Below are 23,766 nucleotides of genomic sequence, written 5' to 3'. Positions count from 1 at the left end.
AAGCTCTCGTTACGCTTCGATTTTCAGCAAATCTTCCGGTGTTTTCGCGGCCAAAACCTTCGCTACGATATCCTCATCTGAAAGCGTCTCAGATAATGCCATCAAGTTGTTCAGATGAACCTCGTCATCGGTAGCTGCCAGGACCACGAAGATACGCGCATCCTTATCCGGATCATTTGCATCAAAGCTTACAGGCTTTTCGGTCTTCATGAAGCACATAGCCGTACCATTTACGCCACGGCCGCGCTCGGCATGCGGGATGCAGATATCCGGCGCGATGACAATATAGGGCCCGAGCTCCTCGACTTTTTCGATGATGATTTCCGGATATTCTTTCTCGATGGTCCCATCAGCCAGCAGTGGTGCACAGGCTGCCCGAACAGCCTCCCGCCAATCCGCAAAACCTTCATGGAACGAATAATGATTTGACTCGACAAATTCTTTAAACATCTTGGCTCTTCCCCCTTCAGATTACAGGCAGGAACGGAACGGAATGTTCTGCGGATGCTCGAAACAGTCCTCAAAACCGCGGCGATGATGGTAGTAAATCTTATCCTTATCCATCGGATAGACATAACGGCCACCGACCTGCCAGAAGAACGGATGGAATTTGTACTCGTTGCGGTCCTTCTTGAAGTTGTAGAGCAGCTCGATTTCGTTGCAATCCGCCTGGAAGTTCGTCCAGACATCCCAGTGAATTGGTACGACGACCTTGCACTGGAGATTCTCCGCCATGCGCAGGATATCGATGGATGTCATCTTGTCCTGCATGCCAATCGGATTCTCGCCAAAAGATCCGAAAGCAACATCGATATCGTAATCCTTGCCATGTTTGGCAAAATAAATCGAAAAGTGCGAGTCACCAGAGTGGTAAATGTTGCCGCCCGGCAAAAAATTGGCCGTGAACACAACTTCCTCTCGGGCACCATCGACAAGATTGATACGCTCATCACCTGTCCCGGTGCCAGTGCTGACGAAATAAAAAACCTCCGCACCCATGGTGTGGAGGTTATCGAAGTCATCGAATCTGTTTAATTCTTCTTCATTGCTTTCTTATCCGCAGTCTTTGGGGCTGCGGATTTTTTGTCGGCATTTTTCTTTTCTTCTTTCCATTTTTTCTCGTACTGTTTCTTGGCCTCAGCTTTTTCTTTCAAGCGTTTCTTGTATTCTTTGTCGTTGATGGCAGCCAAGTAGTCATCCGGAATCGCGCGAACATATTTGTTATCCAAACTATAAAGCTTCTTATAGTTTTCGCCTGCCGCATCCTGCTGGCCAAGTTCATCATATATTTGCGCGCTGATCAGCCAACCGTACGGATTATCCGCTTTAAGTTTTTTGGCCATATCGAGGTCAGCCAGGGCCTTGTCATTCTCTCCCATCATCCGATAGACATCGGCGCGATTGAGGAAATTAAACACGTTCTTCGCATCCATAACGACAGCTTTGTCACAGTCCTGTAATGCTCCAGAAAAATCCCCATTGACGGCTTTTGCCCGGCCGCGAACGGCAAAGTTCTCCGCTTCGTTTTCAGGATTTTTAGCCGCAAAGACGCGATTGATCTCGAACAAGGCCTTAACGGCCTGTCCATAATCGCTATAGGCATCGGCATTTTCCCGCATTTTCTTGACAGCTTTGGCATCGCTTTGAATTACAGCTTCCCGTGCCTGCTGCAATTGCTTTTGACGCTTTTGCTCTGCCGCTTTCATTTTGCTTCGTGCACCGCTGGACGCTTCCCCTGCATAAGCATTCGTTACGAGTTCCTGCAGGTGTGCGCCTGCCTGCTCTGATGCTAAAAACGCTTGCAGCACTGCATTTACCCGCGAATCTTCGAGGCAAGTTAGTGCGCCATCCCGATTCGTGCGAAAATTCCACGCTGCAACGGAATCATAATCATGAAATGCCTTAGCAATTGCTCCGGCAACATAGTAGGCATTTTCTGTCGTATTGTCGTAATCATCGCCAGTCCAATCCACACTCAGAAGTTTTTGTCCATCAATATAGATATCCCGACGATCTTTGACCGTCACATGGCCGCAGCCATAATCGGACATCATCTTGGCCAGTCTTTGCTCACGCAGCTCAGTATCCGGATGATCGTTGTAGTTTTCCTGATCTTTTTTCTTCGGATCAGGGTCCTGATACTCAAGGACATTCTGCGTCTGATAAGTCAAATAATAAGACATGCGGGCCATTGCCGCGGCACCGCCGCCTGGATTGAACCCCGCACTTGTCATGAGGTAGAAACCACCTTCATCGGCATCGTACTCGGTCGGCAGCGTAACATTTTTCGCAATGGAATAGTTCGCCAGCGCATTGAGTTTGTTCCAATCCATAACGCCTGTATCCATATTGAGGAAACTCATTCCATAATACTGGGCCACCGCTTTGGCATAGTTATGGGCACTGTGCTGCTCCAATCCATGCGTCATCTCATGGCCAAGAACAGCCGCCAGTTCGTCCGGATCAAGATTCAAGCCGCGTACCAAGGCTTTGTTGATGCTGACATAATTTGTCGGATAGCAGGCCGCATTGAAATCCGAACTGTTATTGACCGTCCAACAAAACGGCAGACTATTGGCTTTCAGCACATAGTCGCCATGATTTACCAGCTGATTCATGACAAAATCGACTACCTGTACATCGTTTTGATTCGGGTCGATGCCATTTTGTCTGACGTCCTGCTGCTGGCTCTGCAGCTGTGCACTGACATTGTTGCCCATCGCCAGAATACTGGCCAAACTGGATTTATAGGCACCGAGAACCCCCAGCGCCTGTGCCGCCGCCGCCCAGGCATCCACCGCTTCTGCCCTTGGCATCGGCATTTGCACAGCGCCTGTCATCAATACGCCGGATAACGCCAACGCCATTATTCGCTTTTTCCATCGCCTGTTATATTTCAACGAAATCACCTCATTTACTTGAGTTTGGAAACTATATGTATTTTACCATATCCCACTTGAAATTTTCGTGAGAACTGGTAAATTTCTTTAACTTTTTGTCCTTTTGTAACTCAAGTTACATACTCTTTTCATAAATCTCCCCTATAATAAAGATGTCGATAGGAGATGGGCCTAGTCAATCCCCTAGGTCGCAGACTTTTATCGATATCCCTAAACAAGAAGGATTTAATCCCACCCTTCTTGCTTCCCATTTCTCAATTTTTTATCATCCCTTCCCTAGGGGTCCGCAGCTTGGACGTAATGCTGCGGACTTCTTTTTTGTTTGAAATTATTTTTCCCTCAATTACGACAATTTTTCTATTATTCCTAAATAGAATCGTAAATCCTTTTAATTGCTATTGAAAAATGACAGAATATTATTTATGATAGGAATAGAGCAAATTATGTGTATAATTTATAGAAATTATTCTTTTCTCCACTTCAATAGAAGGAGGCGCATTTATTTTGGACAAGATGAGTAAAGAAGCACTTGCCGTCAAACGAGCGGAGCAAGCTTTTGACCGCAAACGCCGCACGATTGGTCTCTTCGGCGGTCCGATACTGGCCTTGCTGGTATTTTTCACTCCGATTGCCGGACTTACTTTAGCGGCACATAAACTGCTGGCTATCATGGTACTCGTTGCTCTCTGGTGGATCACAGAGCCTGTACCGATACCGGTAACTTCCCTGATTGGACCAACGCTGGCGGTCGTAACCGGCGTCGTGCCGGTTGGCACCGCCTTTGCCGCCTTCGCCAATCCGATGATTTTCCTGTTTATGGGCGGATTCATCCTGGCAAAAGCCATGATGACCCATGGACTTGACAAGCGGTTTGCCTACTGGCTCCTCTCGCGCTCCTGGGTTGGTTCAAACCCCAAACGCATCTTCCTGGCTGTCGGTCTAGCCGCAGCACTTTGCTCAGGCTGGGTAAGCAATACGGCTACTGCCGCCATGATGTTCCCCATCTGCCTCGGCCTTTTGACCTCCATCAAAGAGATGTTTGCCGCCAACGGCCGCGAAATCGATTTGCACGAATACAAATACGCCACGGGGCTCATGCTGATGACGGCCTATTCCTGCTCGATTGGCGGCGTATTGACCCCAATCGGAACCCCGCCGAACCTCATCATGCTCGGGTTTCTCGACCAGATGTGTGACATCCATGTATCGTTCTTTGAATGGATGACTTGGGGCTTTATCGCGATGGTCATCTATTTCCTAATTGCTGCTTTTGTCTTGTCGCGCATGTTCCCGGCCGACGTCGAGCGCATCGATGGTGCTGATACCTTCATCAAGAACAAACTCAAAGAACTCGGCGGCTGGACGCTGGCACAGAAAAACACGCTGTTCTGCTTCATCGTCGCGGTTACGCTCTGGGTGACGCCAGGCATTCTATCCATCACACTCGGCAGTACTGACCCAACACTGAAGCTCTACAACAAACTCTTCCCAGAGGCTGTTGCCGCTATGGCGGGCGCATTGATTCTCTTCATCCTGCCAGTCAATTTCGAAAAACGCCAGTTTACACTCAAATGGCAGGAAGCCATGGAAGGCATCGAATGGGGCACACTGATTCTCTTCGGTGGCGGTCTCGCCATGGGCGGTATGATGTACAAAACCGGCCTGTCGCAATGGGTTGGTGACCTCATCGTCAATTCCATGGGTGGCGCACCATCACAGATTGGCATGGTTGCCGTCTTCTCTGTTATGGCCCTGCTGCTCTCTGAGCTCACGAGCCACACGGCTGCTACGAACATGATTGGCCCATTGGCTATCACCGCAGCGGTGTCCGCCGGTCTCAGCCCGATTCCGGTATCCGTAGGCATTGCCCTTTCGGCATCGCTCGGCTTCATGCTGCCGGTATCGACCCCACCAAATGCTATCGTCTACGCATCGGGCTATATCCCGATTACCAAGATGATTCATACCGGCGTCATCATCGACGTCGTCGGCATCGCTTGTGTAACGATTCCGCTGGTTATCTATTTTGTCAGCTGGGTCGTCGGCTGATCTTTTTGCAGCATGTAAAAAGGGACTGTGAAATTACAGTTTGCAGGGGAGTAGTACCCAGTTCGTGTTCGAGGTAAGTCGCCGGCGGCGGGGGCCCCATTACCAACGCTCCACCGGTGACAACCCGCTACAAGAAATTTTTGCCTTTAATTAAGAGTTGGAAAACAGTTAAACGCGCTTCGCTTGGACGAAACTGCTTTTCCAACGAGAACGCAGGCAAAAATTTCTTGCTTCACGCGGAACGTCAAGGCTACGCTTATGGTACTGGGGCCCCCGCCGCCTCGGTTAGAGCCGGCACGAATTGCTGCGCCCTCGGATGGATTAGCCCTGCGAAACTTGCCACAGACTCAGCCGCCGCTAGGGGCAGTGCCATAAACGAAGCGTTTGATGTTTTCCGTGAAGAACGAAATTTTTATCCTCACCGTTCGTCGAAAAATTGCTACCGTTCAAGCGAAGCGCGTTTTGCAACTTTTTCGATGCTTAATTAAGGATAAAAATTTCGTTTAGGAAAACATCTCCCGCGTAGTGTTGGCACTGCCCCTAGCGGCGGCGAAGAGCTGCTTCGAATGAGATTCTTGTAACCTGCAAACTGTAATTTGTAAAAAGTGCGTGGATAAATTCATAGAAGCCTCCATAAGGTAGATGAATCTATCTTATGGAGGCTTCTATATTTTATGTCAATATAAAGGGATTTTTCACAGTCCCTTTTCCGTGCTTACGAAAAGCTGGGTAGTTCTTTTCAGCTTATCCGATAATCTTGAAACGATTTGATTGTTCCATTCTCAATCCCATGGATGAGTTCCCCAATCACCCGCGGGTCGGAATAATCCAGTGGCAGGAAGCAAGCATCTGCCTGGTTATAATAGTTGCGGACATCATTTTCCACATTGCGAAGGTCGGCATCAATCCGAGCTTTTCTGGCTTCATAAATGCGGCCAGAGCGGATATAGCCTACACTGGTAATACTTCCCCAAAGGATGAAGAAGAACGACAGCGCCACCTGCGGTAACAGACCAGCTCCATATAGCATCAAATAGACGAGCATCGTTACGATAAAACCACCCAATGCCCAATGAATCAACGAGGGTTCCTGCCATTTGAGCTGCATGAGCCACAAATCTTCCATGACGCCATATTTTCCGCGAATCGCCAAAAAATATTTTTTGAGCCGCTGAAGTTCCGAAAGGAGTTTTTCCCTATCTTCCGGTACGGCGGCCAATGCTTTGAGCTCGACTTTTTTGCCAGCTGTGCCTTCTTTGCCTGAGGCAACAACTTCCCCACAGAAGGGGCAGCTCAGCTGTCTTTCTTCCAATACACTTCCACATTTTCTGCAAATCATCGTTCTTCCTCCTTTCCATGATCTTGAGTTTGCCTTACTGCAATTGTTCCTAGAAAAACCAACGATTTGAATGGTACTTTTATTGGTATCTTATACTATTCGCCACAAAAACGAAATCCCCTGCTTTCGCAGGGGATTTTTTACATTCAACCTATTTTTTCCGTTATTTGGTACGGAACTTGTTCACACTTTCCTTCAGTGAATCAGAAAACGTCGAAAGTTCATTGCTCGAGGCTGCACACTCTTCGGAAACCGCTGAGTTATCCGTGACAACTCCTAAAATATCCTGGGACAAGCGATTTACTTCCTCCATTTTCGCCTGCTGCTCAATACTCTGTCGACGAAGCTGCTCAATGATATCGTTAACAGCTTCCGTATTCGCTGTGATTCCAGAAAGAGATCCAGCTGCTGTCCCAACGACCTTCGTGCCACTATCAATTGCCGTGAGTGCTTTGGCAATTAGCTGCTGAATATTCTGTGTGCTGGCAGCTGATTCTTCGGCCAATTTGCGGACTTCTTCCGCTACTACCGCAAATCCGCGGCCAGCTTCCCCAGCTCTAGCAGCTTCAATCGAAGCATTGAGCGAAAGCAGCGCAGTCTGTCCCGTAATCTCATCGAGTGTTCCCAGTATTGAGCGAATCTCCTCCGATGCACGGCTGATATCCTGCATTGCTGCGACAACGTTATCCATCTGCTGACGACTGTTCTCGATGCTTTCCTTCGTATGGCGGCTCGATTCCCTGGCTTCCTCAACAAACGATTCCACTTTGGCAGCTTGTTCATCATCGAAACACTCCTTTTCCCATAACCCTAAACGATAGAATAGCCATTCCCCCCAGTTATAAATCCCCTAAATATAATTGTAACAAAAAAATTCTCACCAGGTTGTGACATTTGTTACACCCCGGTGAGAATTTTATCGTTTTGTGAATTATTTTTTATTTATTAGTAGTTTTTGGACGTCTTAGACCGGTCTAGCCTGAACGGATGCATCTTCGACCGGCTCATCGGCTTCCACAGCTTTTTTGACTTCATCTTCGGTCAAGCTGCTCTGCGCAACGAGTTCATCCACCCATTTGCCATGATGTTTGACTGCATAGCTAGCCTTAACCGTACCATCAAGCATGCCGTGGCAGGAATCCGGATTTACACCAACGGCCAGATAGATATGGCCAATGGCAGCCGCGAAACCAAAGCCAGCGCAGATGCTATGCAGCGGAATCATCCAAGTGCGGATGACAGGGCTTACCACGCCATCGCCAAACCAAAGAACAGCTCCCGAAATGACGAGCAATGCCCAAAGAATAGCCTGCAGCAGGATGTTCATCTTCTCACCGCCGTTATAGAAGCTCTGCGGCGGAATGCCCTCAGGCTCTTTGCCGATAAGCTCGGCCGGGAACTTCTGATTGAACACGATATCATCGCGGCCAAAGCTTACGACTTCCTTGACCAGACGACGGATCCCATCATGAGCCGTAACCAGTCCGATAATCGGATTCAGGATGAAAATGACCGCAAATACACGATGTGCGTACTGAAGCGTTGCCGCACCAAAGGTATCATAGAGGAAACGGAACGAATCCGCATAAAGCGGCAGGGCCGTAAGCAGCAGCATAAAAAAGGAAACCGCATTGATCCAGTGGAAATAAACGAAGCCCATTTTATGGCGTTTGATGTATTTCTTATTGACAATCATCTCATTTTTCCCCTTTCTCGCGATTTGCTAATTTCTTGAAAGCTGCCATTCCCAAAACACCGACGATAGCACCAGCACCAGCGATTTTTCCGAGCGGACGCACGACATCCTTCCAGAGATCGATGGAATTCGGCGTCTGCGGATTTTCCGGCAGGTCATAGACCGACGGTTTTTCCGGCAGTACATAGAGCATGTGGATGCCGCCCACGCCCTGCGGGTTGTAAACGTTGGCATCTTGATGGCCTTCCTGTTTGAGGATAGCCACCCGCTGTTCGGCGCGCTTGAGCATTTCCTCCTTCGTGCCGAAGCGGATTGCATCGGCCGTGCAGGTCTTTGAGCAAGCCGGCTCCATGCCCTCAGCGATGCGGTCAAAGCAGAGATCGCACTTCGTCGATTTATTGGTTTCGGCATTGACTTTCGGGACGTCGAACGGGCAGTTATGGGCGCAATAACCACAGCCCACGCATTTATCCTGATTGATGACGACAGCACCATTGTCGAGCTTTTCAATAGCTTCTTCCGGGCAGCCCTTAGCACAGGCAGGGTCGCTGCAGTGCATGCACTGACGCTTGAAGAAATCCCAGTGGAATTTCCCGTCAGAATCCACGCGCTCGTTCATCTGGATGAGATTCCAAGTCGTCGGGGTCAATTCCTTATGGGACTGATACTGTCCTTCAAACGGCGTTGACATATCGGCCGGCAGGTCGTGCCACTGCTTGCAGGCAACCATGCAGGCACGGCAGGCGCTGCAGCGTGCCACATCATGCAGCATAGCGATTTCTTTTGCCATTATAGTTCTCCTTTCGTACTCGCGAATACACAGTTTTACGCATTAGCGAGCATTACGCTTCCTTTTTTCTGGAGACTTTTCTCCTCACCGAGGAAATCGAGATGAATCGTCGCCCAATCCCGCAGATAGACCTCTTCCTCGCCTTCCTCATTGTACGTTTTGAGGTAAGCATGACATTTGTCGCAGACGTCAAGGCGCATAGCAGCTTCGCCCTCAGGCTCTAAGATATGCATTTCCTTGAGGTCATCGTTGCCGCAATAGACACAGCCAATGCGGGCGTAAGGCCAAACGGTATGACAGCCATCACAGGCGAGCACGCGGGCGCGCCCCTCCTGCTCCTTGCGCAGCTGCGCCAGGACCGGCTGACGTCCGCAGATTGGACAGTAATTGCGTTTCCAGCCAATGCCCTGCCAGAAAACTGGGTCTTTGAGCTCGGCGGGAACCAAGACTTCGACCAGCTGCCAGCCCAGCGTGCGAACCAGCACCTCATTGAGCTTGTTGTCCGCTGCAAACTGCTGGATTTCTGCATCTTCCTGCCGCAGCAGATAGTCGAAGAACTGCTGGATTTCCGTAAGCTCGGCCTCTGCCGTCCAGCTCTGCCAATTCTTAAGGGCAGCCTTCATCATGTCAGGCGCTTCGATATCCTTGAGAGCCTCAAGACAATCGCCAAGCGATACGGCGGCCACCTTGACCATCGTACGCTGCAGCTGCGGCTGCTGCAAAAGCGGCATGCCGTCTTTGACGAGTTTTTTGATGTCATCCTTCTCAGGAAAGGAAACCGGCGAGACTGCACCTGTAAGGATTTTCTCCATAGCAAGCTGCAAATTGGCCGTTTCCACAAGGAAAGGGTGTTTCTTCAGATATTCATCCATGGGTGATTTCTTGGCGGTTTTCATAAAAGTCTCCTATATCATACAGATTATGCTTTCACGATGTTTACCAGGCAGGCCTTGAACTCCTGCTCCTGCGTATTCGGATCGAGGGCATCGATGGTCAGATAATTGGTGCTCGGTCCCTTGGCCAGACCCTTGAAGCCCCAGCTGTACGGCATCCAGACCATATGCGTCTCCTCGCCGTTTACGGTAAGCGGCTGCGCGCGCTTCGTGACCATGGCTTTGACCACTACGGCACCGCGGGCCGAGCTTACTTTTACCTTGTCGCCCTCTTTGATGCTGAGCTTCTTGGCCAGCTGCTCGCTGATTTCGACGAAAGGCTCCTTGACGAGCTCGTTGAGCCACGGAATGTTACGCGTAACGGTACCGGAGCACCAATGCTCGGCAATACCCGAGCTCGTGAGTACGTACGGGAACTTGTCCTTCGTACCCAACGGCTGCTTTTCCGGAACGCGCGGATATTTGACACAAGGATTGAACTGGGCCAATTCATTCGTATGCAGTGCATTGTAGGTCGGGCTTTCGACCGGCTCGTAGAACTCGGGAATCGGGCCATCGACCGGCGTCGAGGACGCATCGCGGGTCGTGCCATCGGGGTTCTTATCCTTATAGGTGGCAGCGAAGAGACGGCCAATGCCTTCGCCGTTCATACGGAACGGTTTCTGTCCATCCGGTGTATCCGGGCCAGCCGTGCGGTTGCCAACGTCCGGTACATCGTAGCCGGTCCATTTGCCAGCCTTGGCATCCCACCAAACCAGCGGATGTTCTTTATCCTTCGGCGTGCCATCCGGGTTGCACGATGCGCGGTTGTAGAGGATATGGATGTTATCCGGCCATACCCAGGCATACTGCGGGAAGATACCGATATCGCCCGGGTCCTCCTGACCGCGGCGTTTCGTGCGATTGCCCTCGCGGCTGATATAACCGGCATAAATCCACATGCCCGAAGCTGTCTCACCATTGTCCTTGAGCTCACCAATACCGTTGACGAGCTCACCCGTAGCTACGTTGTAGCCACTGATTTCCTTCATGACATCTTCGATATAGTTTTCCTGGGAGTAGTTCCAGGTCAGGTACTTGATTGGCTCGTCCTTCTTCTCCGTCGAATCCTTGTAGAGCTCGCGGATGCGCTTCCAAAGCATATCGTTGATGATATAATCCGGCTTGGAATCGCCGACCGGTTTCGGGCCCTGCATGCGCCACTGAATCAGGCGCATCGAGTTCGTAATCGTACCTTCGCGCTCAAGATAGGAGCAAGCCGGCAGGAAGATGACCTCCGTCTGGATTTCGCTCGGGTTGTCGCCTGGGCGGTTCCAGAACTCGGCCGTCTCATTGACGAAGATGTCCTGTACGATAAGGGAATCCATCTTGCAGAGGCCGTCATGGACCATTGTGAGGTTGGCATTCGTCATCTGCGGATTCTGGCCGCAAAGGTAAAGCGCATGCATCGTTCCCTTCCAGGCATCCTCGAAGATGGCATAGATGGAGTCCGGATGATTGCCGTTGCGGATAGCGCCATAGTCAAAGCCATAACCGTTCTCCGGTGTAGCGTGCTCGCCGAACCAAGCTTTCGTCATGTTGACATACCATTTGCGTCGGAACGTACCAAAGGCCTCCGTCCATTTTTCCAGCGTCGGCGTCTTATGCGTCGGATGGACGAGATAGCCCGGCTGCATGTTGAACTCGATACCGAAGTCCGTCGATGCCTGCACGTTTGGCTGCCCGCGCATAGCGATGATACCCGCGCCGGGGATACCGACATTGCCTTTCAAGAGCTGCATGATCGTAAAGCAGCGGATATTCTGGACACCGACCGTGTGCTGCGTCATGCCGAGCGCATACATGATGATGGCCGGTTTGTCATTTTCAATCCAGATGGAAGCCGCACGTTTGGCATCCTCAGCCTTCATGCCCGTGATGTTTTCGACCATCTCGAGGGTATAGCGGCTGTAGAATTCCTTGAGGCGCGACATAACCGTATTCGGAGCGAAGAGGTCCTTTGCCTTCTGCGGTTTGCCATCGGCACCGAGAGCATAGCCCCAGGTTTCCGTATTCGTATAGGCTTTCTTCTCAGCATCGTAGCCAGAGAACAGGCCGTCATCGAATTTGAAGTCATCGCGGAGCAGGCAGGCACCATTGGTGTTCTGCAGGACATACTCCTTGTTGAACTTGCCGGATTCGAGCATCTCATGAATGATGTAGCCCATGAAAACGATATCCGTGCCCGGACGTACCTGGAAGAACTCATCGGCTACCTTCGAAGTACGCGTGAAACGCGTATCCACATGAACGATTTTCGATCCGTTTTTCTCGCGGGCAGCCATGACATTCTTGAGGCCCATCGGATGGCACTCAGCGAGGTTCGAGCCCTCAATCCAGATGAGGTGCGTGTTCTTGATATCCGCCCACGGATTCGTCATGGCGCCACGGCCAAAGGCTGCGCCCAGAGCCGGTGGCGTATTGGCATGGCAGACACGGGTCTGATTGTCGATATAGACAACACCGAGCGCCCGGGCCATCTTGATATTCTGATAGCATTCCTCGTTGTTGATCTGGGAACCACCGATAAAGGACAGGCCATCGGTACGACGGACCTCATAGGTCTTGCCATCGATTTCTTCGGTCTGCTTCCAGCCCTTCTCACGGGCATTCTTCATGGCATGGGCAGCTTTATCGATAGCCTCTTCCCAGCTGATTTCCTCCCAGTGGTCGCTGCCCGGCGCACGGTACAGCGGCTTTTGCGCGCGCTCCTTCGAGTTCGGGATATGGCCATAGCCCAAGCCCTTGCTGCAAAGAGCACCACGGTTGATCGGACTGTCAACGGCACCTTCGAGCTGAACGAGTTTATCGTCCTTCACGTAGCCGATGACGCCACAACCACAAGCACAGAAGTGGCAGATTGAGGTAAACTCGCGTGCCCCCTTGAGCTTGAATTCTTTTGCGGCAGCCTTGACCTTCGGCATGTCGAGTCCCAGGCTGGCCATAGCCAGGCCAATCCCGCTGAGACCTGTGGCTTTCAAGAAGTCACGTCTGCTCAAATTCATCAAAACTTCCTCCTTTAGTCTCCTAAAACCATTTCTAGTATATATAAAATCATCCACATCCCATAAAATTCTTCTATCCTTTATAGCGCAAAGCTATGAAAAATCAATATGTGATATTTATGATTCTATGCAAAAATAATATTGCAATTTTACGCTTCTTTTTCTACACGGACATCATCCGCGACGATAATCCGCTCAGGATTCGTGTAAATACAGAAGCTGCCGGGGCGCATCCGCGCCACCAAGGTAATTCCCAATTTTTTCGCCAACCGCAGCGACAACGTTGTCGGCACCGACTTAGCCGCAACCGCACCAATGCCCATGCGGCCAAGCTTTAGCATCATCTCTGACGAGCAGCGGCCGCTGAAGATGATGATCTTATCCGCAAGGTCAATCCCCTGCCGCAAAGACCAGCCATAGAGCTTGTCAAAGACGTTGTGCCGGCCGATGTCTTCACGGAATACGAGAATACGGTGCTGACGCTGGTCATAGAGAATACCACTGTGAACGCCATTGGTCTTCTCATGCGTAGCCGCCAGCTCCGACAGCAGTTTATCCGCACAGGCCAGAATATCCTGCGCCACAAACTGAACAGAATGCGGTCGGGCAAAGATTCGCTCCGGCTCACAGTCAAGAATCTCACGCGCCGAATAATAGCGCGAATCCTCAGCGGCATGGGCTGCCCACTGCTGTGCTTCCACCGTAGTCGTTACCGTGGCTGTAAACGATTTCTTATCGATGCTGAGACTTACGATATCGCTGCTCGTACGAATCTTCCCCAGTTGGGCTAAAATCCCCGTCACCAGGTCCTCAAGGTCTCCTGGCGAGCAAAAGGAAGTCGTAAGCCGTGTGCCATTGAGATCAATGTCCAGACAGCGCTCGATGGACGTGTACTTGTGGTCCTCGACAATCTGTCCCCGCTGCGCATCATAGCGCGTCACGGGGAAATCAATAAGCTCTTTTTCCCTTGGCTTCATGACCAACGCCTCCTAATCCAAATCCCATCTTTACCTTCCGGCAACAGTTTATCTTTTCGTCCTGTTTCCTGCGACGATTTTTATCACAATAGGACAAATTCCGTTGCCACAATTGCCATGGTAACAAAGATTTTGTCCATTGGCAAACGACAAAAAAACCGGCCAAAGGCCGGTTATAAACAAAATTAATTTTATCATTATTTATTTTTGTGTCATTTGTCCTATCGAGAAAACCACCCTGATGAAAAATCTGACAACTCCCCTAGAAGTCTTTTCCCATAAGGAATTTCACCAGTTTTTCCGCCTGCGCGGTATCCTCAATATCGTAGCAATGTACCTGCTCTGACAAGGATTCTGAAACCTTGCCGCCCACAAACAGCGCCGCCGTATCCTCCCGAACCATAGGCTCTCCCAATCCACGCCAGAGAGACACTTCCGGTCTTGCCCCATGGTTACGGCTCTCGATCAGTACTACATCCACTTGTTCAAGCCGCGACGCCATCGCTGCCAGAGATGCCCGCTTTTCGGTCCGTTGCTGGATAAAGTACCCCGTTGGCGATACCACCGCCACAGCATCTGCACCAGCCTTCGAAAACCGCCAGCTGTCCTTCCCCTCGACATCCACCTGATAGCCATGGCAATCTCCCTTGACAACACCGACGCGGATTCCTTCCTCCTGCAAACGTGGAATCAACCGCTCGATAAACGTCGTCTTGCCGGTATTGGACACCGGGGCTGAAACCGTAACAAGCGGAACATCACGCCAACTATTCGCCAAACGGCCACGCACCAGCCGCATATCCGCGGGAGTATTCGCATTGAAAAAACAATTGACCCGTGGAACAGCCACCAATCGATGAGGCACCATATCGATAACTTTTCCAAGTTTTCGCTCACCAGCTGCCAACGCAGTGGCAAAATTCCGCGCCAGCTCCCGATGATAGATGGCCGCCAGCGGCTGACGGCGCCCATTTGTCTCCGCTTGTACCGCCATTACGCCAGTTTGACTAGTCAATTCTGTCAATAAGGGCTCCAACGCCGAAAAGGCAAAAAACGGCATATCACAGGAAAGCGCCAAGCCATACGCTGTCGGCATAGCAGAAAGGCCTCGGCGCAAGCCTTCCATCGGCCCCATACCAGCCTGTTCATCCACCAGCAGCTCAAACTCATACTGTTTCGCCAGGACCTGTAATTCCTTCGTCGCCTGTTCCACGCACAGATACCGGCGGGCAAATGCCTGCCGCTGTGCCTTACGCAGCAACCACTCCAACATCGACGCGCCATCGTATTCGACCCAGCGCTTATCCTGCCCCATCCGCGAACTTTTACCGCCTGCAATGAGCAGCAGGCTTAACTGTAACGTATCCATATCATTTCCTGCCACATTCTCCGGCATCACCGCGCAGAATTTCAATGCCATGCTGCAACTCCGGCAGAACGAAACCAAGACATTCCTCGACAGCCTTGGCACTGCCCGGCAGATTGACAATGAGACTGCGGCGGCAAATGCCTGCCTGCGCGCGGCTAAGCATCGCCCGATGCGTAACCTGCATGGAAAGAGCCCGCATGGCCTCGGGGATTCCCGGTGCCAGCCGCTCGCAAACAGCGAGCGTCGCCTCCGGCGTGATATCACGCGGCGAAAAGCCCGTGCCACCGGTCGTGACGATAAGTCCGATACCGCGAGCAGCATACTCCTTCATCTTAGTTTCAAGGGCCGTCTGCTCATCAGGCAGGATAGTCATATCCGCCACCGTATAGCCAGCCGCCTCCAGCATTTCCTTTACCTTGGGGCCGCTTTTATCGACACGCGCGCCACGACTCCCCTTATCGCTGGCCGTGATAATGGCCGCATCAAGGGGCAGCTTTTCACCAGCGGGCACGAGTTCAAGCTCCATGCCCTCCTTTACTTCACCACCATGCAGCACCCGTGCAAAGACACCTTCGCGCGGCATGATGCAGTCGCCGACCTGCTCGCGGATGGCACAGCCTTTATGGCATTCTTTGCCAATCTGCGTGATTTCAAACCACACATCGCCAGCGCGCAGCCGCGTACCCACTGGCAATTCCTTGAACCGGAAGCCCTCGGCGACTACATTCTCACCGAACGAACCCAATTTCACATCGACACCGAGCTTGCGGAAATCCTCAATCTCCTTCAGGCCCAGAAAACTCACCTGGCGATGCCAGCATCCTGCATGGGCATCGCCTCGAATGCCCCATTCTGTCTCAAACTGAACAACAGGAACAGGGTGCTTGAGCGTTCCCTTTTTCTCGCTGACACAGAGCGCATGAATCTTTCCCATGTTTTAGCCTCCTACTTGTACCATAGCCCGGCTGTCGCGAGCCTCGTTATGTTTATCGTCAAAAAAATGTTCCTCTGGCTTACGATAGATAGCCCGTTGGATAGCCAGTCGCAAATTATCATCGTTAATCCCACCACGCAACAGCTGACGAATATCGAGCCCAGTCTTTGCATTAAGGCAAAGTTTCAAGAACCCTTCGGCTGTCAGGCGTACACGATTGCACGAGGCACAGAATTTGTGCTCCATTGCATCGATAAATCCTACCTCACCGTTAAAGCCTGCCAGCCGGTAGTACACCGCCGGACCGTTTACAGCGCCTACTTTTATCCCGGCAGCCTTTAGCGGCCCATACGTACGCTCGATTATCCGGCGTACTTTGTCCATCGCTACGCCCTTGTACCCAACTTCATACGCGCAGCCAATTGGCATCAGTTCAATAAACCGCACCTTGACCGCATGGTCACGAGCCAATCCCACCAAAGCAGGGATCTCCTGCTCATTAACGCCTTCAATCGGAACGCAATTGAACTTGACATTTGCCATTCCCAGCGCCTGCAGCTTTTCGATTCCCTTTTCTACCCGCGAATAGAGCGGACGGCGCGTAATCTCGGCAAATACATCGGGATGCAGCGTATCCAGACTGATATTTACCCCACTTAAGCCTGCCGCCACCAGTGGCTCTGCCAATTCATCGAGCAATACCCCATTCGTCGTCAACACGACTTGTTCGATTCCCGGCACCGCACAGACAGCCCTAACGAGATCGACAATTCCTCGGCGAACCAACGGCTCGCCTCCCGTCAGCCGCACCTTGCGCACGCCCAGCGATGCCAAAGCCTGTACAACACGCAGGATTTCATCAAAAGTCAAAATATCCTCATGACTTAACTTCTCGATACCGCCCTCCGGCATACAATAACGACAGCGCAAATTGCAGCGGTCTGTCAGTGAGATGCGAACATATTCGATTTTACGTTGATATTTATCAATCATACTCTCATCCCAATTCCAAAACAATCACTTGAAACCCGCCTCTTAAAGCAGTACAACATCCACTTCCGTTCCTGGAGCCAGCGGACCCGTTCCCGCCGGGATTGCCACAAAGGCATTGCAGCCTACTACTGAAAATAAACTTCCCGAAGCATGCTGCTCCGGCAGCCGAACCTTGCCCTTTTCATAATAGGCACGAATAAAGCGGCGTCCCTTGCTCGCCTTAGGAAATGCATCCGTAAGAACAGCCTGGGTATGACGCAGGGCAATCTTTTCCTCGCCGCTAAGCGACACGAGCACCGGCCGCGCGATAAGCTCAAACGTCGCATAGGCCGCAAAGGGATTACCGGAAAGCGCAATGCCAAGCGTTTTGCCAAAGGTATAGGCAATCGCCGGTCCGCCCGGCTTCATGCAGACGCGCCAGAAAAGCCGCTGGCCAATCTTGCTGACAACGCCGTGCATGATATCTTTCTTGCCAACAGACACCCCGCCAGTCGTCAAAAACACATCCACTTTATCTCGCCAAGCTGCCAAAACAGCCGCAGCTTCTTCGACATCATCGGGCAGGATTCCTAGCACCTGTGGTTCAAAACCAAGCTCGCGCAGGCGGCTGCTTATCATATACAGATTGCTGTTGTAGATTTTCCCCGGTGCCAGCGGCTGCCCTGGCTGCAGGAGCTCATCGCCCGTACTGGCAATGGCAATGCGGACCTTGCGGATGACCTTGACCTTCGAAAAGCCCATACTGGCAAAAGCTCCGAGATGGGCTGCCGTCAATCTGGTGCCAGCCTTAGCCAGCAGCGTCCCCTTTTTAATATCCTCACCGGCAAAGCAGTAATTTTCATGCGGATGCATGACAAAGGGAACCAACAGCATGTCGCCATCAGCCGTAACATCTTCCTGCCGCACGACGCAATCACAACCAACCGGAATTGCTCCCCCTGTCATGATTCGCACCGCCGCCCCCGGTGGCACTGACTGATCAAAATACTGACCGGCACATTCCTCACCGATAATCTGAAACTTGGCCGGCTGTGCAGCTGTTGCCTCAGCAGTATAGCTTGCTGCGAAGGTGTACCCGTCAAGTGGCGATCGATCAAAGGGCGGATTATCAAAGGGGGCCACATAATCCTCGGCCAACGTTCGCCCCAACGCCTCCATCAGGGAAACTTCCTCGACCTCACGAACTTGTGAAACCTTCTCCAACAATACGGACACTGCTTTTTCCAATGAAATATCTTGCATCGTAAGCCCTCCTCAGTGCTGGAACCCACAAACTGGGAAATGACAGGTCTTGCAATTCATGCAAAGACCACCGATACCAAAATGACGAATCTCACGGCGCGTCAGCCGCTCTCCCGTCATAACCCGCGGCAATATGAGATCAAAAACCGTCCGCGCCGCATACATGACACAGCCCGGCAGTCCCATAACGGGAATGGTCCGCCCCTCATACTCCAGATAACTCATCAAAAACATCGCACCAGGAAGTACCGGCGCCCCATAGGTAATAATATCCGCACCGGCATCACGGATGGCCGCCGGCGTACGGTCATCGGGATCAACGCTCATGCCGCCCGTGCAGATAATCATATCCATGCCGAGCTCAACCAGCTCACGGATGGCGTCCCGCGTATGCTCGGTCACATCATCGGTGATGCGATGTTCGTCAATCTTTAACCCAAACAGTTTGAGCTTGCCCTCGATAACCGGTGTAAACGTGTCCTTGATACGGCCAAGAAAAACCTCCGTACCTGTCGTCACCACCCCGACTTTGAGATTTTTCTGATACGGGCGTAGACGCAAAAGCGGCTTATCGCCAGCGACCTTCTTTACCTGTTCCATCTTGTCCTTTTTGATGACCAGCGGAATCACGCGCATGCCCGCAAGTTTCTGCCCCGCCCTTACCGGCATGTTCTGCGGCAAGGTCGCGATTGTCACATCGTCGAGCTCATTGACCTCATCGAATCTTGATTCGTCAACCTGAAAGACACCATCTACCGTCGCCGTAAGTTCAATCTTGCCTTCTTTCGGTTCCGATGCCGTCATGTAATCATTCTGGCAGAGCTGACGCAGGATTTCCGCTGCATCATTTTCATGCAAAACCGTATCATCATTTTCCCAGACATAAATATGGTCTTTTCCCACCGACAACAACACGGGGATATCTTCCTCGGTAATCACATGCCCTTTGCGAAATACGGCATCCTTCGTCACGCCTTTAATAATCTGCGTGATGTCATGGCAGAGAATCTGTCCGACAGCATCTACGGTTTTCATTTCCTTCATACGGCCTACTCTCCTAACACTTGCTCACGAATCTTTCTATATACACAAAAAGACTATCTTCCATTTGACAGAAAGATAGTCTTCACCTATTGCGCAAGTAAAGACCCCTTTTCAAAATGGAAGGTCCCAGCGTTTCCCCTGGGGCCCCGGCTAAATATCATAGTCACCAATCGTGACCTTAGACATTTTCGCTCGGAGTCGATTATTTCTGCCTTCTATTATACACGAAAAACAGAACTTGTGCTTATGATTTTTGTTACTTTTTTATGTTTATCTGGCATTATCATTATTTACGTTTATCTTTACAAAGCAGCTGCGCTTTCGTAATACCACCTTCCCCGAACTTGGCCCGAATCTTATCAATAGCCGCATAAAGATTTTCCTTCTTCCCCTCATCCTGGAATAAATTCAGTTCCCTGCCATCATCAAAACCTGCAGTACTGACCCCTAGCAAACGGATTCCGCGAAATATCCGTAGTTCATGGAATAGCGCTAACACCGTATGATAGATTTCTTCATCATAGCAGGTCGCTTCGGAAAGTGTACGGCTTCGTGTATACGTCTTAAAACCAGATGATAGGCGCAATTTGAGCTGAATCGTCCGCGCCTTTTCCCCCGCTTTGCGAAGACGCCAACCAACCTTACACGAAAGATCCAACAAAACACGTTCCGCATCTTCCCTACACTGGAGATCCTCGGTAAACGTCATCTCTTTACCAATAGACTTAGCCCGCTCCCTTGGCGCCACGATGCGATAATCGATTCCAGCCGCCAGTTGTTGCAGATGCCGCGCCATATTCTCCCCAACATATTGCTGCAAACGATGGGCATCGGCTCGATACAGTTGACCAATCGTCTGAATGCCAAGATTTTCCAGCTGCTCATTCATCCGCCTGCCAACGCCCCAAATACGCCCTACTGGCAACGGGTCAAGTACCTGCCGTATTTTATCTTCGGGAATCAACACCAGTCCATCAGGTTTATCCAAATCCGATGCCAGCTTGGCTAGGAATTTATTGGGCGCAATCCCGACGGAAGCCACAATGCCAGTCTTTTCCCGAATCTCTGCTTTTAACTTGCGTGCATAGTCAAGAGGCGTTTCCATGATTTTTTCCATTCCGGTAAGATCCAGAAAAGCCTCATCAATCGATAACGGTTCAATTACCGGCGAATAACGGGTAAAAATCGTGAAGATCTGCTGGGAAACTTCCGCATAACGAGGATAGTTCCCCTCAATAAAGATTCCCTGCGGACAAAGCTGCTGCGCTCGCCCCATAGGCATAGCGGAATGAACCCCAAATTTCCGCGCCTCATAGGAGCAAGTAGATACTACACCACGGCCAGCCAATCCACCAATAATCAATGGTTTTCCACGATATTCTTCATGATCCAGCTGTTCCACCGAAGCGAAAAAGGCATCCATATCAACATGCATAACCAACTGCTTCACGCTGCATCCTTCCTTTCGCCGTTTTTTTCATTATATAAAAAGACTACCGAAAAAGCAAACACCTTTTCGGTAGTCTTAAAACGAATCAAACCATTAAATACGGAATTTTTGGAGTTCCGCCTGCAACGCCTGCGATACCGTCGACAGATTATGCGCCGAGGAAGCGATCTCCTCCACCGAAGCAGACTGCTCTTCCGTAGCTGCCGAAACCGTCTGCGTTTCGCTGGATACGGAATTACTTGCCTCACTGAGACGGTCTGCCGTATCGACAATCCCGTCAGCCCCGATTGCAACCGTATTGATGCTGTCGCTCATCGTTTTAATCTCTTCATTCATCTTGGCCATAAGGGTAACAATCTCAGCAAAGGTCTGGCCAGCCTGGTCCATGATGGCCACCCCGGATTTCGTCTCTTCATTCCCCGTCTGCATGGATGCCACCGCCGCTTCGGTATCCGCCTGAATCCCGTGAATCAAGGCTGCAATCTCCGTAACGGACTCACTGGAACTTTCAGCCAGCTTACGAACTTCATCGGCCACTACCGAGAAGCCACGACCAGCCTCACCAGCACGGGCAGCCTCAATGGCGGCGTTGAGTGCCAAGAGATTCGTCTGCTCGGCAATGACCGAAATCGTCTCGACAATCTGGCCAATCTGCTGGGAACGCTCGCCCAACGAGGCTACGACCTTGGCCGATTCCTCGACCGATGTCCCGATATTGCGCATCTGCATCACGGCCTTGGTGATGGCCTCAGAACCATTATCCGCCTTCTTCTGCGCCTCGTCGGCATGTGCCAAAACCGTTGTCGTTCCTTCATTGACCTGATCAAGCTGCTTGCGAATTTCTTCTACTGTTGCCGTAGTCGCAGCCGCCATGTCGTTCTGCTCGGCTGCGGAATGCGCCACACGCGTTATCGATTCGGCAATCTGCGTTGCTGCCTGAGCCGACTGTTCAGAACCCTGACGAAGCATTTCGGCCGCATTATTCGATTCCTCGGCACTCTGCTGAATCTTGCGCATCATCGCCGACAAACGATCCATCACGTTATTGTAATGGCCAGCCAACTGTCCCAGTTCATCTCCGGAGAGGATGGGAGCACGGTCGCGCAAATTGCCATCCCCCATCTTCGAAGAAATATCTTCGAGAACACGAACCCCACTCGTAATGCTGCGCCTTAAATACAGCGCCGAAAGTATAATCATGGCAAAGGCCAGCACCAGCAGGATAACGCTTATGACAGCCCCACGGTGATACACCGCCTCGGCCTCTTCATTGGCCTCATTGGCGCTGTCGATATTCATCTTAGTGAATTCTTCGAGCGCCCCTGCAATCACATCATACTGCTTGAAACCATCCACCGTAATGCCTTGCATCATGGATTCTTTATTGCCCGATTCCATATCCGCACGGATTTTTTTATTGATTTCAAAATTCTTGTCCAATTCCTTTTTGAGCTGATCGAACTTCTCTTTGTTGACCTTGGCTTTCGCCGGATTGATTTCCATTTCACGTTCCAAAGCAGCCTCGTACTTTTCAACGCCCTTGTTGATGTTGTCCTGATGCATCATCGTATCCTTCAGACATTTATCGAGCACTGCTTTATCCGTTACATGCGTGTACTTATACGCATCAAAACGCATATTAGCCGAATCCTCGTACATGCGATGCGAAGCATCAGTCATGATCAGCCAGTTTTCCGTAATCTCCGTTGCCTTGTCGTTCAAAGAATTCAGGTTGTATATTCCCACACCACCTAAAATACAAGCAACAAGCATGACCACCATAAAGGTAAGCCGAATCTTCGTACTGATTGTGAAATCATTCCATCTTAAAAACATCCATACCCCTCCTAAATCTCCCCTACATTTTCTCAATTTCAGTCACGAGCAATCATAGACTTTTATTTATTATATCACATATAAGTTTTCTGACAATAAAAAATTGTTTGCGTTCGCAAGCATCTGAGTTACTTTTCACCTACTGCGGACAATATTGATACTTTCTATAAATTTATTGACTTTTATGTGGTTATAATGTTACGCTAATATATGGACTTTTTTAAGGAATTGGGACTAATACATGGAACTAGATATGGACACAAATAACGAAAATGAATTGATTCAGAAGTTTCAACAAACCGGCGATCCCAAGCTTGGATCCCTATTGGCAAACCGTTATGATTATTTGGTCACCACGGCTTGCCGAACCCTTTATATGACCTGGGCAGACCATGAAGATATCCTGCAGGAAGGACGCATCGGCCTCTTCAAGGCACTCCGCGACTTCGAACCGAAACGTGGTGTTTCCTTCCGCTCCTTTGCCACTCGCTGTATCCGCTGCGAATGTATCTCCGCCATCAATAAAGCCAATCGCTATAAACACGCCATTCTCAATCAGGCGCTTTCGCTCAATGTCTCCGTCTTCGAAGACAATGAGAAAACCTGCTGGCTTGATACCATCGCAGACCAGGAAACAAAATCGCCGGTGCATGATTTAATTATTCAGGATGATTTCGAAAGCTGCGAGGAAGTGCTCAAACAAATTCTGTCTCCCTATGCCTATCAGGTATTCATCTCCCGCTTGCAAGGGAACAGCTACGAGCATATCAGCCAGCAGCTTCAGCACGACAGCAAATCCATCGACAACGCGTTGCAGCGCTGCCGTCGCCAGATTGCGCATTATATGGATAATCACGACGACATCGACATCGATACCCTTCGCCACTTCTGCCAGTATGTCGCCAACTACTTTACCGATTCCGATGATTTGACCGCGACCGTATCGTAATATGGCCAAACAAAAGGGACTGCGAAAAAATCTTTATATTGACACAAAATATAGAAGCCTCCATAAGATTAATTAATCTTATGGAGGCTTCTATAAATTTATCCACGTACTTTTTACAAATTACAGTTTGCAGGTTACAGGAATCTCATTCGAAGCAGCTCTTCGCCGCCGCTAGGGGCAGTGCCAACACTACGCGGGAGATGTTTTCCTAAACGAAATTTTTATCCTTAATTAAGCATCGAAAAAGTTGCAAAACGCGCT

Annotated in this window: 19 protein-coding genes and 1 riboswitch; of the genes, 2 read left to right on the top strand and 17 right to left on the bottom strand. The window is 50.6% G+C overall.

Annotated elements, in window-relative coordinates; genetic code table 11:
- Positions 1-9 precede the first annotated feature (9 nt).
- Genes T504_RS0112195 through T504_RS0112185 form a run of 3 tightly spaced genes read right to left on the bottom strand, consistent with a single transcriptional unit; the run spans position 10 to position 2,900 of the window.
- A complete protein-coding gene (locus tag T504_RS0112195; RefSeq protein WP_033171327.1) occupies positions 10-450 on the bottom strand; it encodes a PTS sugar transporter subunit IIA in 441 nt (146 codons plus the stop codon).
- Positions 451-471: 21 nt separating this feature from the next.
- A complete protein-coding gene (locus T504_RS0112190; protein WP_255327127.1) occupies positions 472-999 on the bottom strand; it encodes an MBL fold metallo-hydrolase in 528 nt (175 codons plus the stop codon).
- Between the two features lie 32 nt (positions 1,000-1,031).
- Positions 1,032-2,900 (bottom strand): M48 family metalloprotease, encoded by a 1,869-nt coding sequence (locus T504_RS0112185; protein WP_369793650.1) that lies wholly within the window; start codon positions 2,898-2,900, stop codon positions 1,032-1,034.
- Between the two features lie 513 nt (positions 2,901-3,413).
- On the opposite strand from T504_RS0112185, the gene T504_RS0112180 reads away from it, so the two are divergent.
- A complete protein-coding gene (locus T504_RS0112180; protein ID WP_197018725.1) occupies positions 3,414-4,949 on the top strand; it encodes an SLC13 family permease in 1,536 nt (511 codons plus the stop codon).
- Between the two features lie 739 nt (positions 4,950-5,688).
- On the opposite strand, the gene T504_RS0112175 is transcribed toward T504_RS0112180, so the two are convergent.
- The 14 genes from T504_RS0112175 to T504_RS0112110 all read right to left on the bottom strand — a co-directional run bounded on the left by T504_RS0112175 (position 5,689) and on the right by T504_RS0112110 (position 22,556).
- Positions 5,689-6,288: a zinc ribbon domain-containing protein gene (locus T504_RS0112175; RefSeq protein ID WP_033171325.1), complete on the bottom strand. Its 600-nt coding sequence runs from the start codon at positions 6,286-6,288 to the stop codon at positions 5,689-5,691.
- Between the two features lie 163 nt (positions 6,289-6,451).
- Positions 6,452-7,054 carry a methyl-accepting chemotaxis protein gene (locus tag T504_RS0112170; protein WP_051635365.1) on the bottom strand — a complete coding sequence of 201 codons (603 nt, stop codon included), beginning with the start codon at positions 7,052-7,054 and terminating at the stop codon, positions 6,452-6,454.
- A 198-nt stretch (positions 7,055-7,252) separates the two neighbouring features.
- Complete coding sequence (locus T504_RS0112165; protein ID WP_051635364.1) at positions 7,253-7,984, bottom strand: formate dehydrogenase subunit gamma; 732 nt, start codon at positions 7,982-7,984, stop codon at positions 7,253-7,255.
- A gap of 1 nt (position 7,985) precedes the next feature.
- Positions 7,986-8,774: a 4Fe-4S dicluster domain-containing protein gene (locus T504_RS0112160; protein WP_033171324.1), complete on the bottom strand. Its 789-nt coding sequence runs from the start codon at positions 8,772-8,774 to the stop codon at positions 7,986-7,988.
- A 35-nt stretch (positions 8,775-8,809) separates the two neighbouring features.
- Positions 8,810-9,670 carry a formate dehydrogenase accessory protein FdhE gene (locus T504_RS13995; protein WP_051635363.1) on the bottom strand — a complete coding sequence of 287 codons (861 nt, stop codon included), beginning with the start codon at positions 9,668-9,670 and terminating at the stop codon, positions 8,810-8,812.
- A gap of 23 nt (positions 9,671-9,693) precedes the next feature.
- The gene (gene fdnG / locus T504_RS0112150; protein ID WP_033171323.1) at positions 9,694-12,711 is read right to left on the bottom strand and encodes a formate dehydrogenase-N subunit alpha; all 3,018 of its coding nucleotides are present in this window, start codon (positions 12,709-12,711) and stop codon (positions 9,694-9,696) included.
- A 149-nt stretch (positions 12,712-12,860) separates the two neighbouring features.
- On the bottom strand, positions 12,861-13,688 hold the full coding sequence (gene fdhD / locus T504_RS0112145) for a formate dehydrogenase accessory sulfurtransferase FdhD (RefSeq protein ID WP_033171322.1): 828 nt from the start codon (positions 13,686-13,688) through the stop codon (positions 12,861-12,863).
- A 262-nt stretch (positions 13,689-13,950) separates the two neighbouring features.
- Positions 13,951-15,108, bottom strand: coding sequence for a molybdopterin-guanine dinucleotide biosynthesis protein B (gene mobB / locus T504_RS0112140; protein ID WP_231473917.1), 1,158 nt, complete (start codon positions 15,106-15,108; stop codon positions 13,951-13,953).
- Positions 15,059-15,991: an MOSC domain-containing protein gene (locus tag T504_RS0112135; RefSeq protein WP_033171320.1), complete on the bottom strand. Its 933-nt coding sequence runs from the start codon at positions 15,989-15,991 to the stop codon at positions 15,059-15,061. Before T504_RS0112135 ends, mobB begins: the two co-directional genes overlap by 50 nt.
- A 3-nt stretch (positions 15,992-15,994) precedes the next feature.
- On the bottom strand, positions 15,995-16,984 hold the full coding sequence (gene moaA / locus T504_RS0112130; RefSeq protein ID WP_033171410.1) for a GTP 3',8-cyclase MoaA: 990 nt from the start codon (positions 16,982-16,984) through the stop codon (positions 15,995-15,997).
- A 42-nt stretch (positions 16,985-17,026) separates the two neighbouring features.
- Positions 17,027-18,226 carry a molybdopterin molybdotransferase MoeA gene (gene glp / locus T504_RS0112125; protein WP_033171319.1) on the bottom strand — a complete coding sequence of 400 codons (1,200 nt, stop codon included), beginning with the start codon at positions 18,224-18,226 and terminating at the stop codon, positions 17,027-17,029.
- 12 nt (positions 18,227-18,238) lie between these two features.
- Positions 18,239-19,270, bottom strand: a complete 1,032-nt coding sequence (locus tag T504_RS0112120; RefSeq protein ID WP_033171318.1) for a molybdopterin-binding protein — start codon at positions 19,268-19,270, stop codon at positions 18,239-18,241.
- Positions 19,271-19,358: 88 nt separating this feature from the next.
- Positions 19,359-19,480: riboswitch (molybdenum cofactor riboswitch) on the bottom strand.
- Positions 19,481-19,556: 76 nt separating this feature from the next.
- Positions 19,557-20,720: a DNA polymerase IV gene (locus tag T504_RS0112115; protein ID WP_033171317.1), complete on the bottom strand. Its 1,164-nt coding sequence runs from the start codon at positions 20,718-20,720 to the stop codon at positions 19,557-19,559.
- A 93-nt stretch (positions 20,721-20,813) separates the two neighbouring features.
- On the bottom strand, positions 20,814-22,556 hold the full coding sequence (locus T504_RS0112110) for a methyl-accepting chemotaxis protein (RefSeq protein ID WP_051635362.1): 1,743 nt from the start codon (positions 22,554-22,556) through the stop codon (positions 20,814-20,816).
- Between the two features lie 253 nt (positions 22,557-22,809).
- On the opposite strand from T504_RS0112110, the gene T504_RS0112105 reads away from it, so the two are divergent.
- The gene (locus tag T504_RS0112105) at positions 22,810-23,505 is read left to right on the top strand and encodes a sigma-70 family RNA polymerase sigma factor (RefSeq protein WP_197018717.1); all 696 of its coding nucleotides are present in this window, start codon (positions 22,810-22,812) and stop codon (positions 23,503-23,505) included.
- Positions 23,506-23,766 lie beyond the last annotated feature (261 nt).

The organism is Selenomonas sp. ND2010 (genome assembly GCF_000702005.1).
Classification (GTDB): Bacteria; Bacillota; Negativicutes; order Selenomonadales; family Selenomonadaceae; genus Selenomonas_A.
This window is presented reverse-complemented; position numbering and strand designations above follow the sequence as displayed.